Here is a 16,178-nt window from a genome sequence, read left to right as displayed (position 1 = left end):
ATGATCATTCGAGCGTACGGCAGCACTCTGTCGCTTATATTGGTTTTTGTCGGTTTGGAGTGGGCCGCCCGGCGAGCAGCCCTCGGGGCCGGATCGACCGCACCGGCTCGGCAGCAGCGCCCTCGGCGCGCAGGATGTGGTTCGCCGCGATGATCCCGGTGGCCGCGGAGCGTTCCATGAGAGCGCTCGGGAAGTCCGTGGCGATGCCGTCGCCGGCCAGGTAGACGCCTGTGGCCTCGGTGCGTACCCCTGGACGCCATGCGTGGCTGCCCGGCGTGAATGCCGGCGCCTGCGCCTCCACCCGGGCGCGCAGCTCGCGGACCCGCAGATCGGCGGCCTCCGGCCAGAGCGTCACCAGCTCGCGGCGCATCCGTTCGGCCAGCTCGTCGGCAGGTACGTCGGGTTCGCAGGCGTACGCGTGCAGCTCGACGACCGACCCGCCGGTCTGCCGCGCCCAGCGGCGCGACTCGTTCTCCAGCCGGTGGTAGAGCGTCACCGAGTCCAGTGTGGGCTGACGGGACACACCGCTGAAGACCGCCCGCTCGTCGGACACGTCCCCGTCGCACCAGTACCGTGCCACCGCGTACGGCGGGCCGGGCGTGCCGAACGCGGGCATCCGCTCCGCCAGCTCCGGTGCCTGCTCGACCAGGTCGGGAGAGGCCGCCACCAGCGCGGCCAGGGCCGGCGGGTCCACCGCGAGCACCACGTGGGCGGCCGAGTGACTGCCGCCGTCGGTGGTGTTCACCCGCCAGCCGTCGGCGTCACGGTGCACACCTGTCGCGCCGGAGCTGACGCGCACCTGGCCGCCGTGCTTCTCCACGTGCCGGGTCAGCGGCTCCCAGATCGCCGTGGCGTAATCCTCGTCGGGGCAGTCGAACGCCAGCCCTTCCGGGTTGCCGAGCAGATAGAAGTGGAACTGGGCGACCATCTCGGCTGCCGACATCTCCGCCTCGTGGTTGAAGAACGAGTGCGAGAAGACCTCGAACAGCATGGCCCGCGCCCGGTCCGGCAGCCGCAGTGACGCCAGCAACTCGTCGGCGGTGCGGTCGTCCAGTTCGGCGTAGGTGCGTACCGGGTCGTAGCTGAGCAGCGGCAGCGCGGCGTCGCGGTCCATCGACCGCAGGTCGGACAGGCGCAGGCTTGGGCTGCGCAGCAGCAACGCCAGAAGGTTGGCCGGCGGTGCCGGCGGCAGCTTGCCGAACTCCTCCGTCGGCCACTCTGCACTGAGGATCGGATAGCCCGGAATGGGCTTGAGAAACCTCAGGTCCGTGTCGATGCGGCGGAGGATGGACCGCCAGTTGTAGTACTGCCGGAAGAACGCGTGGAAGCCGTGCTCGTTCTGCTGGCTGCCGTCGGCGAGCGCCTCCGGCCACGCGCCGAGCCGGCCACCCACTGTCGGCGCGGCCTCTAGCACCGTCACCGCCACACCCCGCTCGGCCAGCACGACCGCCGCCGACATGCCGGCGATCCCGCCACCCACCACCACCGCCGACACCTGTCGCGGTACGCGGTCCGCGCCATCGCCGCCCGGGTCCACCACGTGCTGACGTACGCCGATGAGCCGACCCACCACTCGCGACAGTGCCACGGGCACCTCCCTCTCCCGCCAGTCTCCCCTAAGGCAGGCAGCGGCGCGCTCTGTCGGAGGCCGGCCAGACGTACTCCAGGTCCGTCGGCACGTCCGGGCCGAAGATCGGGCCGTAGTGCTCCGGGTCCTTGCGCAGCAGCGACGAGCGGTGGCTGAGGTGCAGGTCGTCGCGGCCCAGCCAGGGCGGCAGCTCACCGGCCCGGGTCAACTCATCCTGGGTACGGATCACCCCGGGGCCGCAGGCGGCGGCGAGGTCCACGGCCAGCGTGGCGGCACACGTGTCGGCCCGGCCCGGCTCGGTCCAGACCGCGCACATGTCCAGTCCGTAGCGGGTTAGCGCCTCCTCGTACCCGGCCCACATCTTCACAGCGGGGTGGTTGCGCCAGCCGTACCCGGGGCGGGTCAGCCCGCGCAGCACCTGGATGGCCTCCACCCGCTGCTTGCCCAGCCGCCTCTGGTCCAGCGTGCGGGCGCTGGCCAGAAAGTCCGGATACGGGAGGAAGGTCTGCATGGCAGGGCTCTACCCGGCACGGGGGGCTGGCATGCCTGGCCAGGGATGATCCGGACGGGGTCGCCCAGCGTGGTAGTGCTGACTACGATCCGGGCATGGCTGAGCCGTGGCGGGACCGGGCGCGACGGGCGGTCGAGTGGAACTGGCGACTACGGGCCGCCGGGGATCCCCGCCCGCACTACGTGATCTGCGGCCGGGACGCGCTCGCCTACTACGTCGCCCGCGCGATCCTCGAATCCGAGCTGCCCGTCGGCGGAGCCCGGGTGACAGTCGTGGTGCCGGAGCGTTATCCCCGCAACGCAGCTGACGTGGCAGCGTTGCGCGGGGTCCGGGTGGTCCGTTCCGACCGGCTGGACGTGGCCACCTTCGAGACCGCCGGGCTTGCCGGTGCCACCGGGCTGGCCCTGCTGCACCAGGACGACGTGGGCAACCTGCATGCCGCGCTGTGCGCACAGGCCGTCGACCAGCGGGTCCGCCAGGTGCTGCGCATGTTCAACGGCACCCTCGCCGACGGCGTACGCAAACTGCTCAAGGCGCCCGTCGAGGTGCTCTCCGACGCCGAGATGGCCGCGCCGGCCTTCGTGGCCGCCGCGCTCGGCGAGGTCGACCCCAGCTCCTTCCAGCATCGGGACAAGACGCTGCGGGTGGCCCGGCGGGCCGACGTCCGCCCGCAGGACGTGGTGTGCGCGCTGGCCCACGTCAGTGAGGAGCAGGGTGTCGAGCTGCTGCCTGCCGAGCAGGCCGGCGCGGACCTGGTGTTGGCCGAGGCCACCGGTCAGCCGCCGGGCACGGAGGTCGCCGCCCGGCGGCTGGTCCGCGCCCGGCGGCGGCGTCGCCCGGTGGCGGTGCTGATGCGTGCGGTACGCGGCTTCGCCACCCGCAAGATCGGCGTGGCCGTGATGCTGGTGCTCGCTGTGATCGCGGTACTGGGGGCACTGATCTCCCGCGCCGAGGGCGTCTCCCCGGCGGAGGCGCTGTACCTGACGCTTGTCACAACGCTCAGCGGCGCCGACCCGGACACCGGCAAGCCACCCGACGCGCAGATCATGCAGGTGGTGCTCAACCTGGCCGGCCTGGCGCTGATCCCGCTGATCACCGCCGTGGTGGTCGACGGCATCGTCAACGCACGGCTGGCCCTGCACACCGGCCGGCAGCAGCCGGCCCGGGCGGGGCACGTGGTGGTGATCGGCCTGGGCAACGTCGGTACCCGGGTGATGGCACGCCTGCGCGAGTACGACGTCGAGGTGGTCGCCATCGACAAGGACCCGGAGCCGCGCGGCGGTGCCCTCGCCCGGCAACTGGAGGTGCCGCTGATCGTCGGCGACGCCGCCCTGCCCGAGACGCTCATCTCCGCGTCGGTGGCCGACTGCCAGGCGCTTGTGGTGGCGTCCACAGACGATGTGGCGAACCTGGAGGCGGCACTGACCGCCCGGGACCTCCGCGACGACCTGCGGGTGGTGCTGCGCCTCCTCGACGGCGACTTCGCCGCGCGGGTCGAGGAGACCCTTGCCCTCGGCGTGTCCCGATCGGTCTCCTACCTGGCCGCGCCGGCCTTCATCGGTGCCCTCACCGAACGCGCTGTCATCACCACGATCCCTGTCGACCGGCACGCGCTGCCGGTCGCCGAGGTGCCTGTCGCCGCAGGCTCCGAGTTGGACGGCCGCCCCCTGAGCTCGGTCAGCCGGGACGGGCAGGTCCGCCTCATCGCCCGGACTCCGGCCGGTGGGGGCAGGACGATCTGGTGGAAGGACCTCGACCCCCGACAGGTGATCTTCGCGGGTGACCGGCTCACAGTGGTCGCCCGCCGACGCGGCCTGGACTGGCTGACCGGTCAGTGCGCCCCGCCGGCCCCGGTCTCCCGGCCGACTGAGTCGGTCCATGGCGGAGTGCACAGCCCAGCGGCGACGGCCCCCGTGGTGCCGGGCCAGGCAGGTGCGGGGGTCGACACGACGCACCCCGTTCATCCGGCCGGAGATCTGCCCTCGACGACCAACGGCGGTCTACCTGACGAACCCGAGGTGGCCCGTCGACATGACGGGACCGGCGAGGTGAACTGACGGCGCCCGGTGAGCCCGGGCCGACGTTGTCCAGCTACTCGACTTGCGATGGCGTACATTGTGCGTACACTCGGGCTGTGAGTGCTAAGGCAGAGCGACTGCACCTGCGGGTCGACCAGCAGCAGAAGGCGTTGCTGGAGGCGGCGAGTCAGGCGTCCGGGGACAGCGTGTCGACGTTCGTGTTGAAGGCGGCGACCGAAGCCGCGGCGGATGTGCTCGCCGACCGGCGGGTGTTCGTGCTGGACGAGGACGCCTGGCGCGTCTTCGATGAGGCGTTGCAGGAGCCGGCGCAGGACGTCGCCGGGCTGCGGGAGCTGTTGACCGGTCCAACGGTGCTCGACCCGCCGGCAGATGGTGCGTCGCGGTGAGATCCCGCTTCTCGGCCGTCGAGCCGCTGTCGGCCGAGTCCGCAGTGACCGGGTTCGACTGCGGCTCCCGCGCACAGTCGGTGTGGCTGGTCGAGCATGCCCTACAAAGCCACCGAGCGGGCTTGTCCCGGGTGTACGTGGTGCGTGACAACGAGCACCCGGATCAGCGAGTGGCCGGCTACTACGCGCTGGCTGCCGGTAGTGTCGCTCCCGCCGATGCCTCGCCTCGCCTACAGCAGGGGGCCGGCCGCTACCACCAACCGGTGGTGATCCTGACTCGGCTCGGAGTCGACCGCAGCGCCCAGGGCGTCGGTCTTGGTCGAGCGCTTGTGGTCGACGCCCTGCGGCGTATCGCCTCCGCCGCCGAGGTCATCGGCGTACGCGCCGTGCTCATTCACTGTGAGACAGACGCTGCCCGCGACTTCTACCAGCGGCTGGCCAAGTTCGAGGCCAGCCCCACCGACCCCATGCACCTGCTGCTGCTGATGAAGGATCTCCGCCGGGCGCTGAGCGGCTGACCGATCCGCAGGAACCGGCCGACACTGAGCGACAATCCATGGCATGCGTTTCCGCGTCCTCGGGCCGACCAGGGTGCTGCTTGCCGACGGGCGAGAGCTTCCCGTGGGCGGTCCTCGGTTGCGCGCGCTCCTGGCGCTCCTCCTGCTCAATGCGGGCCGCATCGTTCCCGCCGAGCGGCTGATCGACGGCCTGTACGGCGAGCACCCACCCCATGGACCGGCCAACGCGCTCCAATCCCAGGTGTCGCGGCTGCGTCAGGCCCTGCCCGCAGAGGACGCCCTGGTTGAGTTTCACCAGGCCGGCTACCGCCTGGCGGTGGATCCCGAGGACGTCGACGCGTACCGGTTCGAGCGCCTCGCCGAGTCGGGGCGCCGCGCGCTCGCCGCTGGTGACTGGTCCCACGCGGCGGCTGTGTTGCGCGAGGCGTCGGAGTTGTGGCACGGCCCTGCTCTGGCCGATGTGCTGAACGCGCCAGCGCAGGCGGCACGGCTGGACGAGCTGCGGCTGGCCGCCGTCGAGGATCGGATCGAGGCGGAGCTGGCGTTGGGCGGGCACAGCGCGCTGGTCGCGGAGCTGCGGGAGCTCGTCGTCGCGCATCCGCTGCGGGAACGGGCGCGAGGTCAGCTCATGCGCGTCCTGTCCGGGCTGGGCAGGCCGGCCGAGGCGCTCGCCGAGTTCGAGGACGCGCGGCGCACGCTCGCCGAGCAGCTCGGCGTCGATCCTTCGGTGGAGCTTGCCGCGATCCATCTGGCGGTGCTGCGCGGTGAGGAACGCCCGGCGACCGAGCAGGCGCTCCCGAGCCAGCTCACCACCTTCGTCGGGCGGGAAGAGGAGCTGAAGCGCGTTGGTGACCTGCTCAGCGAGCGGAGACTTGTCACCCTCACCGGCCCCGGGGGAGCCGGCAAGACGCGGTTGGCGATCGAGGCGGCGGGCCGGGCCGGCGGGGAGGTCCGTTTCGTCGAGCTGGCCGGGCTGACCGACGGGTCGGACGTACCGCAGGCGGTGTTGAGTGCGCTCGGCCTGCGCGACGCGGGCCTGCGCGCCCCGGCCGAGCACGGCCGACATCCGACCGATCGGCTGGTCGAGGCGCTGGCGCAGCGGCGGCTGCTGCTCGTACTCGACAACTGCGAGCACGTCGTCGCCGACGTGGCCCGGCTTGCCGCACGGATGCTGAGCGCCAGCCCGTCGCTGCGCGTCCTGGCCACCAGCCGTGAACCGCTCGGGCTGGCCGGCGAGGCGTTGTGCCCGCTGTCCGGGCTCACAGTGCCGCCGCCCGACGTCCCGGCGCTGGCCGTCGACGACTACGCGGCGGTGCGGCTGTTCGCCCAGCGGGCCGCCGACGTCGTACCCGGCTTCGCCGTCACCTCGGCAAACGCCGAGGCGGTGCTGTGCATCTGCCGCACCCTCGACGGCCTGCCGTTGGCCATCGAGCTGGCCGCCGCGCGGCTGCGGGCGCTGCCCGTCGCCGAGGTGGCCGTCCGCCTCGACGACCGGTTCCGGCTGCTGTCGGTGGGCAGCCGGGCCGCCCCGCCGCGACACCGGACGCTGCGCGCGGTTGTCGAGTGGAGCTGGGACCTGCTCGACGACGACGAACGGAGGCTGGCCCGCCGGCTGGCTGTCTTCGCCGGCGGTGCCACGCTGGAGGCGGCCGGGCGGGTCTCCGGCCTGCCCACCGCCGAGCTTGTCGACGCGCTGACCGGTCTTGCCGACAAGTCCTTCGTGGAGCTGACCGGCGGCCGCTACCGGATGCTCGAAACCGTGCGCGCGTTCTGCGCCGAACGGCTCGCCGAGGCCGGTGAGGCCGATCAGCTGCGGCGCGCGCACACCGCGTACTTCCTGGAGTTCGCCTGGACCGCCAGTGACCACCTGCGTGGGCCGGACCAGGTGCGCTGGCTGCGACGGCTCGACGCCGAACGGGACAACCTGCACACGGCGCTGCGTCGTGCCACAGCTGCCGGTGACACGGCCGAGGCGGCCGGGCTGGTCGCGGCCCTGTCGTTCTACTGGTGGCTGCGCGGCATGCGCGGGGAGGGTGCCCGGCTGGCCGCCGCCGTCCTCGACCTGCTCGGCACCGAGGAGCCGCAAGAGCTGGGCGAGGAGTACGCCCTCTGCGTCTACAACGCCTCGCTCGGAGGGTTCGGCCAGCTGTCGTCCCTCGGGTCGGAGCAACCGCTGCTCTACGGCCTCGACCGACTGCCCCGACAGCCCTTCCTGCTGTATCTGTCGGGGATCTCGAACGGACCGCCGGCCGGCGGTGTCGAGGACGTCGACGACCTCATGCGGCACCTACGGCGGCTGGCCGGGCCGGACGTCTGGATCAACGCGCTCGGCACGATGGGGCTCGGCTCGGCGCAGATGTCGACAGGCCAGTGGGAGCAGGCCAGGGCCTCGCTCGTCGTCGCGCTCGACGGTTTCCGGAGCGCCGGAGACCGGTGGGGGGCCATGATCACACTCGGCGCGCTCGGCGAAGTCGCCGCCTGGCAGGGCGACCCGGACACGGCGAGCGACCTGCTTGACGAGGCAATGGACCTGGCCGAGCAACTGGGATCGGTCGTCGACCGGGCCGACATGATGCGTACGCGGGGCGAGATACGGCTGCGCGCTGGTGACCTCGTGGCGGCGCACAACGACTTCGCGGAAGCGCTGCACCTCGCCCAGCGCAGCGGCGCGCCGGAGTTCGTGTCCGCCTCCCGGCTCGGCCTCGCCCGGGTGGCACAGCTGCGCGGGGACCTCGCCGAGGCCCGGCGGCTCTGCGAGGCGGCGCTGGTCGGCGGGCTCACCGGCTGGTACGTCGGGGAGGCCACCCGTACGGAGATCATGCTGGTGCTCGCGCAGATCGCCGAGGCAGAGCAGACGGCCGCGACAGTGCCTGGCCAGCCGCCGTCAGCGGACGGTGCGTGAACGGTCAGCGCCGCCAGGCACCGTCGTGGCATGACGACATTCGAAGTGGTCGCCGAGGGGCTGGGCAAGCGGTACGGCCCGACCCTCGCGCTCGACACGTTCGACCTGGCCGTGCCGACCGGTACGGTCCACGGGCTGCTCGGTCCGAACGGCGCGGGGAAGACGACTGCGGTACGTATCCTCGCCACGCTGCTGCGGTTCGACACCGGCCGGGCGACAGTGGCCGGCTTCGACGTGGTGCGTCGACCCGACGAGGTGCGTGCCCGGATCGGGCTGACCGGGCAGTACGCGGCGGTCGACGAGATCCTCACCGGCCGGCAGAACCTGGAGTTGTTCGGTCGACTGTTCCGGCTCGGCCCGAAGGCAGCCCGCAGGCGCGCCACCGAACTGCTGGAACGGTTCGGGCTCGACGAGGCGGCGGGCCGGTCCGCCGGTGAGTATTCGGGCGGGATGCGCCGTCGGCTGGATCTCGCCGCCAGCCTGATCCGTACGCCGCGTGTGCTCTTCCTCGACGAACCGACGACGGGCCTGGATCCGCGTAGCCGCAACCAGGTGTGGGACCTGGTCCGCGCCCTGGTGGCGGAGGGAACCACTGTGCTGCTGACCACGCAGTACCTGGAGGAGGCCGATCAGCTCGCCAACCGGATCTCGGTGATCGACGCCGGGCGGGTGGTCGCCGAGGGCTCGCCGGACGAGCTCAAGTCGATGACCGGCGGTGACCGGATCGAGGTGGTGGTGCGGGACGCGGCGCAGTTGGCCGGGGCGGAGCAGATCGTGGCCCGGGTGTGCGGCGTGCAGCCCGAGCGGGATACGGAGATCCGCCGGGTGAGCGCGCCTGTCGCCGACCGGGTCGCCGGCCTGATCGACGTGGTGCGGGCGTTGGACGACGCAGGCATCGCTGTCGAGGACATCGGTCTGCGCCGCGCGACGCTTGACGAGGCGTTCCTGTACCTGACCGGGCACCGGCCCGACGGGGTGCGCGGGCCGGCCGCACGAGAGGCGGCGGTGGCATGACGACGGCGGTGACCGACGGCTGGACGATGACCAGGCGGAACATGACCCACGTGGTCCGCGCGCCGGAGGAGCTGATCCTCTACTTCTCGTTGCCGATCATGTTCGTGCTGGTGTTCGGGTACGTGTTCGGCAGCGGCATGCAGGTGCCAGGTGGCGGCAACTACCGCGAGTTCCTGCTCCCGGGGGTCTTCGTGATGACGATGTTGTACGGCCTCGGCGCCACCGCTACCGGTGTGGCGCTGGACCTCAACCGGGGCGTCGTCGACCGGTTCCGGTCGATGCCGATGGCGCGTTCCGCCCTGCTGGCCGGTCGTAGCGCCGCCGACCTCATCCGTGCCCTGCTGGAGATGTCCACACTGTTGGTCTGCGGCCTGCTCGTCGGCTGGCAGTGGCGCGACGGCGTGGGGCGGGCGCTGCTCGCGGTCGGGCTGCTCCTGCTGCTGCGTGTCGCGATCACCTGGGCCGGCATTTATCTCGCGCTGCTGGTCCGCAACCCGGACACGGTAGGCGTCATCGTCTTCCCTGCGGCGTTTCCGCTGACCGCCCTCTCCAACGTCTTCGTGGCGCCCGAGTTGATGCCGCGGTGGATCGGTGCGGTAGCGGAGTGGAACCCCCTGTCGGCGACGGTGGCGGCGATCCGCCACCTGTTCGGCAATCCGGGTCTGGGCGGCGATTCCTGGCCTGCGGAGAACGCCATCATGCTGGCGGTGCTGTGGCCGGTGGTCCTGATCGCGGTGTTCGCGCCGCTGGCGGTGCGCCGCTACCGGCGGCTGAGCCGCTGACAGTGGGCCCTACTCCGGTCGGCGGCGGGCACCAAGCGCCAGGTACCCGACGACACCGGCGGCGAGCACCCCGAAGCCCGCCACGACGCTGCCAAACGGCAAGTTGACCGCGAGCAGCAGGCAGCCGACAAGCCCCAGGCCGGCGAGGACGCGGACTGGCAGTCGCCGGTCCGCGTCCCGGCCCAGGGTCAGCGCCGCGGCGTTGGTGATCGCGTAGTAGACCAGCACCGTGCAACTGGAGAAGCCGATCGCGTCGCGTACGTCGCCGAGCAGCACCACCACGATCACCACGGCGGCCACTGCCAGTTCGGCGCGGTGCGGCACCTGGTGCACCTGGTGCACGGCGGCAAGCGCCCCGGGCAGGTCGCGGCGGCGGGCCATCGCGAGGGTGGTCCGTCCGACACCGGCGACCAGGGACAGCAGCACGCCGACGACCGCGATGGTCGCCCCGGCGCGGACCACCCAGGCAAGTCCGGGCAGTCCGGCGGCCGTCACGACGTCGACAAGGGGCGCTGCGGAGTCGGCAAGCCGGTCGGCGCCGAGCACGCCGAGCGTGACCACTGCCAGCACAAGGTAGATAGCGAGCACCGCGCCGAGCGCCAGCGGCACCGCGCGGGGAATGGTCCGCCGCGGGTCGCGGACCTCCTCGCCGAGCGTGGCGATCCGTGCGTACCCGGCGAACCCGAAGAACAGCAGCCCGGCGGCGGTGAGCACGCCCCGACTCGACCCGCCGGAGTCACCGAGCCGGTCCAGATCCAGACCGCCTCCACTGACGCCGACGACAGCCACCAGTGCCAGCACCGCGAGCACCACAGCGACCAGCACCTTCGTGGCGGTGGCCGTCTTGCCGATGCCGCGCAGGTTCACGGCGGTCACCGCGAGCACCGCGCCGACGGCGACGAGACGGGCCTGCCCCGGCCACAGGTACGCCCCGATTGTCAACGCCATCGCCGCGCAGCTCGCCGTCTTGCCGACCACGAACCCCCAGCCGGCCACGAAGCCCGCGAGCGGCCCGAGGCGTTCCCGGCCGTAGACGTAGGTGCCGCCGGACTCCGGGTAGCGGGCCGCCAGCCGGGCCGAACTCGTCGCGTTGCAGTAGGCGATGAACCCGGCAAGCAGCAGTGCGGGCAGCAGCCCGGCGCCGCCGGCCGCCGCGGCGGCCGGGCCGAAGACCACGAAGACGCCCGCGCCGAGCATCGAGCCCAACCCGATGACAACCGCATCGGGTACGCCGAGCCGCCGCGCCAGTTGACCCACGAGCCGAAACCTTAGGGGTACGAGGTGAACGGCCGGTCCCATTCGCGTAGCCGCCCGGGGAGCGGCAGACCATCCCAGGGCACCCGGTGCAGCAGCCGGTCCAGCAGCAGCCCGAGCAGCAGCCCGGCCACCGAGTCGGTAAGCCAGTGCCAGCCCAGGTAGGTGGTGGTGGTGAGGACGACAAGCGGCGGCACCACCCGGATCACTGTGACCAACCGGGTCGGGAGCTGCCGGCCGAAGGTGCGCGCGAGCGGGGCGAGCAGCAGCGCGATGACGCCGTACCAGACGATGGCGTTGGCGACGTGGCCCGACGGGTAGGACTGGGCGAACCGGACCGGCAGGTCGTCGTGGAACAGGGGCAGCGTCTGCTCGGGAGGCAGGAACGGCTCCTTGACGCTGGCGCTCGGCGCGGCGCGGGCGGTCCACACCTTGAGTGGACCGATCGTCAGGTACGTCAGCACGAACCCGACGACGGGCGGCAGCAGGGGGCGTACCGAGCGGAGCCGGACGGCCAGCAACACACCCAGCCCGGCGGCGATCAGGGTCAGCGGCGTGCCCTGGCCGAGCAGGTTGAACACCCGCGCCACCCAGTACGCGACAGCCGGCCGGTGCCCGTCGGCCCAGTCGGCGACCGCCCGGTCCAGCCCGAAAAGCTGGTCGGCGGCGAGCGCGACGGTCAGCCCGACCAATCCGGCCAGCAGCAGGGCGTCGAACCACCAGCCGGCCGGCCGGACGGGGCGCAACCGCAGCTCACGTCGTACCCCCGAGGTTTTGAGCACGGCGACCACGCTACCGGTCCGGCGGGCGGCCCGGTGTTCGGCGCTGTGGGCCGAGCCACGATGTGCGGCGGATGCGGGGGCGAACCGTCATGCTTGTGCCCGTGCGGATCACCTCTGCCCTCGTCGATCCGGCGCTGCTCGACCTGCCCTGGTCGACACCGCTGGAGGAGTGGCCTGCCCAGCACCTGGTGGCCCTGCCGCAGGGCATCTCGCGGCACATCGTCCGGTTCGTCCGGCTCGGCGACTACGTGTACGCGTTCAAGGAGACCCGCGAGCGGATCGCCGAGCGGGAGTACGACCTGCTGCGGGCGCTGGAGCGGATCGACTTCCCGTCGGTGGAGGCGGTGGCGGTGGTCGCCGACCGGCAGACCGACGACGGGGAGCCCCTCGAATCGGTGCTGATCACTCGGCACCTTCAGTTCTCCCTGCCGTACCGGGCGCTCTTCTCGCACACCCTGCGCCCGGAGACGATGAGCCGGTTGTTGGACGCGCTCGCAGCCCTGATCGTGCGGATGCACCTGACCGGCTTCTTCTGGGGCGACTGCTCGCTGTCGAACACGCTGTTCCGCCGGGACGCTGGCGCGTTCGCCGCCTACCTGGTGGACGCGGAGACGGGCGCCCTGCACAACTCGCTCTCCAACGGTCAGCGCGGCGAGGACCTGGAGATCGCCCGGGTGAACATCTTCGGCGAGGCGCTCGACCTTCAGGCCGCCGGCCTGCTGCACGAGTCCATCGACCCGGAGGTGGTCTGCGAGGAGGTCGTGCAGCGCTACGAACGGCTCTGGCACGAGATCACCTACGAGCAGGCGATCGAGCGGGAGGCCCGGCACGACATCGAGGGCCGCATCCGCCGCCTCAACGAGCTGGGCTTCGACGTGGCCGAGGTCGCCATGTCGACGATCGAGGGCGGGCGCTACCTGGTCCGCCCGAAGGTCGTCGACGCCGGCTACCACACCCGGCGGCTGCTGCGCCTCACCGGCTTGGACGCCGAGGAGAACCAGGCCCGCAAGTTGCTCAACGACCTGGACGCCTACCGGGCGGAGAGCGACCTGATCGACGAGCAGCAGGCGGCACACCGCTGGCTCACCGAGGTCTTCGAGCCGGTGGTCCGGGCCGTGCCCGCGCACCTACGCCGCAAGCTGGAGCCGCAGGAGCTGTTCGCGCAGATCATCGAGCACAAGTGGCTGCTCTCCGAGCAGGCCGGCCGGGACGTCGGGATGCGCCACGCCGTCCAGTCGTACCTGGCCGACGTGCTTGTGCACCGCCCCGACGAGCAGGCAGTCCTCGGCGTCGAGGTCCCCACCGCAGGCTGATCCGCGTCGGCTCTCACTCCACCCAGGAGCCGCCGCGCAGCACGCGCACCACGTTCAGGTCATCGTCGAGCACCACAAGGTCGGCGCGGAGGCCGACCTGAAGGGCACCCACCCGGTCGCCGAGACCGATGGCGCGGGCCGGGGTGGTGGCCACCATCCGGGCGGCGTCGGCCATCGGGATGCCGGCGTCGACTGCGTGCCGCAGCGCGGCGTCCATTGTCAACGTGCTGCCGGCGATCGCACCGTCGCGGGCGAGCCGGGCCACCCCGTCGGTCACTGTGACGGCCTGGCCGCCCAGCTCGTACTCGCCGTCGGCCATCCCGGCGGCGGCCATCGCGTCGGTGATCAGCGCCGCCCGGTCAGGGCCGGCGGTCGTCGTGGCGAACGTCAACATTCCGTCGTGCAGGTGCACCCCGTCGGCGACCAGCTCACAGATCACTGTGGGCGCTTCGAGCAGCGCCACCACCGGGCCGGGCTCGCGGTGGTGCACCTGCCGCATCCCGTTGAACAGGTGGGTGCCGACGCTCGCACCGGCGGCGATCGCGGCGCGGGTCTGCTCGTACGTGGCGTCGGTGTGGCCCACGGCGGCCACCACCCGCGCGGCGGTGAGCAGCTTGATCGCCTCCAGCGCGCCGTCGCGCTCCGGGGCGAGCGTGACCATCCGGACCGCGCCGCGACCCAGTTCGATCAGCTCGGCCAGCTCGTCGGTGGACGGGTCACGCAGGTGCTCCGGGTTCTGCGCGCCACAGCGGGCGTCCGAGAGGTAGGGGCCCTCGAAGTGGACACCTGCCAGGATTCCCTCGTCGACAAGCGGCGCGAACGCCTCGGTGGCCGCACGCATCACCTGCAACGGCGAGCTGACCAGGCTGGCCAACAGGGTGGTGGTGCCGTGCGTCAGGTGGAACCCGGCCGCCGAACGGGCCTGGTCGGCGTCGCCTGTGGTGAAGGTGTGCCCGCCACCGCCGTGCGTGTGCATGTCGACGAAACCCGGCAGGATCCAGTGCCCGTCCCGGACCGACGGGTACTCGGCCACTGCGGTGATCCGATCACCGTCCCACTCGACGCAGCCCTGCCGGATCACACCGGTCGGGGTCACCACTCGGCCGTTCACCCGTACCGTCATCGTTCCTCCTGAGGGTCACCGACGCCTGCGGCGTCCAGGGCTAGCAGGGCGGCACCGAGGCAGCCCGCCTCGTCGCCGAGGGCCGCCACGACCAGTCGCGGCTCCCGGTGAAAGGTCAAACGCTCGCGCAGCGCCATCCGCAGCGGGTCGAGGAGCCGGTCCCCCGCCTGGGCCAGGCCGCCGCCGAGCACTATCGACGCCACGTCGAACAGCGCCTGACCGGTTGCCAGACCGTCGGCGAGCGCCTCGACCGCCTCCCGCCAGACCTGCCCGGCGAGCGGCTCGCCGGCAGTAGCCCGCTCCACCACCCCGGCCGCCGTCACCTCGGGCGATCCGCCAGCCAACTCCGCGTACCGGCGGCCGATCGCGGAGGCCGAAGCCACCGCCTCCAGGCAACCCGGCCGGCCGCAGCCGCAGCGCGGGCCGTCGGGGCGTACCAGGATGTGGCCGATCTCGCCGGCGGCGCCGTGCGCGCCGGTGGCGGCCACACCGTCGACGACGTGGGCGGCGGCGATGCCTGTGCCGATCGCCACGAAGAGCACGTGGCCGGTGCCGCGCCCGGCGCCGAGCCGCGCCTCGGCCAGGCCACCGACGCGCACGTCGTGACCGAGCGCCGTGGGCAGGCCGAGCCGCGTCGCCACAAGATCCCGCAGCGGTACGTCCCGGAAGCCCACATTCGCCGACCACACAGCGACCCCACGCGCCTCGTCAACGACCCCCGGCACGGCGACGCCCGCCGCGACAGGAGTGAGCCCGTCGGCGCGCGCCTTGGCGGCCAGCCCTTCGGCGACATCGAGGATTGTGGCGACCACCGCGGCCGGGCCGCGCCCGGCGTCGGTGGGGTGCCGCTCGGCGTGGACAGCGACACCATCCGGCCGGACCAGCGCGCACTTCATGCCGGTACCGCCGACGTCCAACGCAACAACCACCCGGTCGGCGTCCACGGCGACGCCGTCCCTCACGGTGCTAGCCCGGTTCGCGACTGCGGGGCTCGCAAACCCGGCTCACTCCTCGCGCTCACGCCAACACCACGGACCGGGTGAGGTGCCTCGGCGCATCCGGGTCGAGGCCGCGGCTTGTCGCCAGCGCGACGGCGAAGCGCTGGGCCAAGATCAGGTCGGCCATCGGGTCGACCGGCGTACGACCGGCCGACCAGCTGCCGAGCACCGTGCGCCAGCCGTGCGTACGGCTGTGCACGAAAGCCGCGCCGGTGGCCGCCACGTCCTCGGGCAGCCCGTCGGGCAGCTCACCGAACGCCCAGACCAGCCGGCCGGGGCCGGCGATCGAGATGGGACCGTGCCGGTAGTCCATCGCCGGGTACGCCTCGGCCCAGAAGGTGGCCGCCTCCCGGCACTTCAGGGCGGCCTCCTGGGCCAGTCCGACCGTCCACCCCCGACCGAGGAAGGTGACCTGCTCGATGCTTGTCGGGTCGATCGGCAGCGGGGAGCGCACCGCCACCTCGGCGTCGGCGGCGAGCGCGGTCACCGGGTCGCCGAGGTGGGCGCGCAGCAGAGCCAGCGCTGTGGTCGCGAAGCGGGTCTGCACCACCGACCGCTCGTCGGCGAAGGGCAATGTCACCGCGGCACTGGCCAGCTCGACCGCCGGGGACGCCGGGTCGCCGACGATGACTGTGGTGGGGGTGACCCCGCGCAGCGCGGCGAGGAGTTCCAGCACCTCGGTGGTGGTGCCGGAGCGGGTGATGGCGATCAGCCGGTCGTAGCGGCGGCCGGCGGGGAACTCGGACGCCTGGAACGCGTCGGTCTCGCCCTGGCCGGTCTGCTCGCGGCGGGCGGCGTACGCCATCGCCATGAACCACGACGTGCCGCAACCGACGACCGCGACCCGCTCGCCGGGGCGCGGAAGGTCGCCGCGTACGACGCCGGACAGTCGGGCCGCTTCCCGCCAGCAGTCGGGTTGGCTCGCGATCTCCGCGTCCACGTACGTCATGGGAAACTCCCTCGCAGCG

Annotated in this window: 14 protein-coding genes; 7 read left to right on the top strand and 7 right to left on the bottom strand. The window is 72.4% G+C overall.

The annotated features are described in order from the left end of the window. Positions 1-34: 34 nt before the first annotated feature. The gene (locus ADK66_RS12025) at positions 35-1,588 is read right to left on the bottom strand and encodes an FAD-dependent oxidoreductase (protein WP_053654407.1); all 1,554 of its coding nucleotides are present in this window, start codon (positions 1,586-1,588) and stop codon (positions 35-37) included. A 28-nt stretch (positions 1,589-1,616) separates the two neighbouring features. Then, entirely contained in the window at positions 1,617-2,099 is a 483-nt protein-coding gene (locus ADK66_RS12020) for an MSMEG_6728 family protein (protein WP_053654406.1), read from the bottom strand. A gap of 95 nt (positions 2,100-2,194) precedes the next feature. Between ADK66_RS12020 and ADK66_RS12015 the strand changes: the two genes are divergently transcribed. The 6 genes from ADK66_RS12015 (at position 2,195) to ADK66_RS11990 (ending at position 9,740) form a co-directional block, all read left to right on the top strand. Then, complete coding sequence (locus tag ADK66_RS12015) at positions 2,195-4,156, top strand: TrkA family potassium uptake protein (RefSeq protein WP_053654403.1); 1,962 nt, start codon at positions 2,195-2,197, stop codon at positions 4,154-4,156. Positions 4,157-4,233: 77 nt separating this feature from the next. Next, a complete protein-coding gene (locus ADK66_RS12010) occupies positions 4,234-4,524 on the top strand; it encodes a DUF1778 domain-containing protein (protein WP_053654401.1) in 291 nt (96 codons plus the stop codon). Then, positions 4,521-5,042 (top strand): N-acetyltransferase, encoded by a 522-nt coding sequence (locus ADK66_RS12005; RefSeq protein ID WP_053654399.1) that lies wholly within the window; start codon positions 4,521-4,523, stop codon positions 5,040-5,042. Before ADK66_RS12010 ends, ADK66_RS12005 begins: the two co-directional genes overlap by 4 nt. Positions 5,043-5,085: 43 nt before the next feature. Continuing rightward, positions 5,086-7,944, top strand: coding sequence for a BTAD domain-containing putative transcriptional regulator (locus ADK66_RS12000; RefSeq protein WP_053654397.1), 2,859 nt, complete (start codon positions 5,086-5,088; stop codon positions 7,942-7,944). A 30-nt stretch (positions 7,945-7,974) separates the two neighbouring features. After that, positions 7,975-8,958, top strand: coding sequence for an ATP-binding cassette domain-containing protein (locus ADK66_RS11995; protein ID WP_053654396.1), 984 nt, complete (start codon positions 7,975-7,977; stop codon positions 8,956-8,958). Further along, positions 8,955-9,740: an ABC transporter permease gene (locus ADK66_RS11990; protein WP_053654394.1), complete on the top strand. Its 786-nt coding sequence runs from the start codon at positions 8,955-8,957 to the stop codon at positions 9,738-9,740. The genes ADK66_RS11995 and ADK66_RS11990 overlap by 4 nt, the downstream gene beginning before the upstream one ends. Before the next feature lie 9 nt (positions 9,741-9,749). Here the strand turns inward: ADK66_RS11990 and ADK66_RS11985 are convergent, their stop codons facing one another. Next, positions 9,750-10,997: an APC family permease gene (locus ADK66_RS11985; RefSeq protein ID WP_053654392.1), complete on the bottom strand. Its 1,248-nt coding sequence runs from the start codon at positions 10,995-10,997 to the stop codon at positions 9,750-9,752. Between the two features lie 11 nt (positions 10,998-11,008). Beyond that, positions 11,009-11,746 (bottom strand): phosphatase PAP2 family protein, encoded by a 738-nt coding sequence (locus ADK66_RS11980; RefSeq protein ID WP_197281506.1) that lies wholly within the window; start codon positions 11,744-11,746, stop codon positions 11,009-11,011. Positions 11,747-11,865: 119 nt separating this feature from the next. Between ADK66_RS11980 and ADK66_RS11975 the strand changes: the two genes are divergently transcribed. Continuing rightward, positions 11,866-13,089 carry a DUF4032 domain-containing protein gene (locus tag ADK66_RS11975; RefSeq protein ID WP_053654390.1) on the top strand — a complete coding sequence of 408 codons (1,224 nt, stop codon included), beginning with the start codon at positions 11,866-11,868 and terminating at the stop codon, positions 13,087-13,089. A 13-nt stretch (positions 13,090-13,102) separates the two neighbouring features. Here ADK66_RS11975 and nagA read toward each other — a convergent pair whose 3' ends face one another. From nagA to ADK66_RS11960, 3 genes are read right to left on the bottom strand one after another with little or no spacing between them, the layout of a single operon-like run. Next, a complete protein-coding gene (gene nagA, locus ADK66_RS11970; RefSeq protein WP_053654388.1) occupies positions 13,103-14,212 on the bottom strand; it encodes an N-acetylglucosamine-6-phosphate deacetylase in 1,110 nt (369 codons plus the stop codon). Continuing rightward, the gene (locus ADK66_RS11965) at positions 14,209-15,174 is read right to left on the bottom strand and encodes an ROK family protein (RefSeq protein ID WP_053654386.1); all 966 of its coding nucleotides are present in this window, start codon (positions 15,172-15,174) and stop codon (positions 14,209-14,211) included. Before ADK66_RS11965 ends, nagA begins: the two co-directional genes overlap by 4 nt. 55 nt (positions 15,175-15,229) lie before the next feature. Continuing rightward, a complete protein-coding gene (locus ADK66_RS11960) occupies positions 15,230-16,159 on the bottom strand; it encodes an SIS domain-containing protein (protein WP_053654384.1) in 930 nt (309 codons plus the stop codon). Between the last annotated feature and the right edge of the window lie 19 nt (positions 16,160-16,178).

This window comes from Micromonospora sp. NRRL B-16802, from assembly GCF_001279555.1.
GTDB lineage: Bacteria > Actinomycetota > Actinomycetes > Mycobacteriales > Micromonosporaceae > Micromonospora > Micromonospora profundi.
The sequence above is the reverse complement of the archived record's forward strand: the minus strand, read 5'-3'. Positions and strand labels throughout refer to the sequence as shown.

What these genes read in the sequence shown, in the direction of transcription:
- ADK66_RS12020 (WP_053654406.1), bottom strand. Translation starts at nt 2,099, where the DNA reads ATGCAGACCTTCCTCCCGTATCCGGACTTTCTGGCCAGCGCCCGCACG.
- ADK66_RS12015 (WP_053654403.1), top strand. Translation starts at nt 2,195, where the DNA reads ATGGCTGAGCCGTGGCGGGACCGGGCGCGACGGGCGGTCGAGTGGAAC.
- ADK66_RS12000 (WP_053654397.1), top strand. Translation starts at nt 5,086, where the DNA reads ATGCGTTTCCGCGTCCTCGGGCCGACCAGGGTGCTGCTTGCCGACGGG.
- ADK66_RS11995 (WP_053654396.1), top strand. Translation starts at nt 7,975, where the DNA reads ATGACGACATTCGAAGTGGTCGCCGAGGGGCTGGGCAAGCGGTACGGC.
- ADK66_RS11990 (WP_053654394.1), top strand. Translation starts at nt 8,955, where the DNA reads ATGACGACGGCGGTGACCGACGGCTGGACGATGACCAGGCGGAACATG.
- ADK66_RS11975 (WP_053654390.1), top strand. Translation starts at nt 11,866, where the DNA reads ATGCTTGTGCCCGTGCGGATCACCTCTGCCCTCGTCGATCCGGCGCTG.
- nagA (WP_053654388.1), bottom strand. Translation starts at nt 14,212, where the DNA reads ATGACGGTACGGGTGAACGGCCGAGTGGTGACCCCGACCGGTGTGATC.
- ADK66_RS11960 (WP_053654384.1), bottom strand. Translation starts at nt 16,159, where the DNA reads ATGACGTACGTGGACGCGGAGATCGCGAGCCAACCCGACTGCTGGCGG.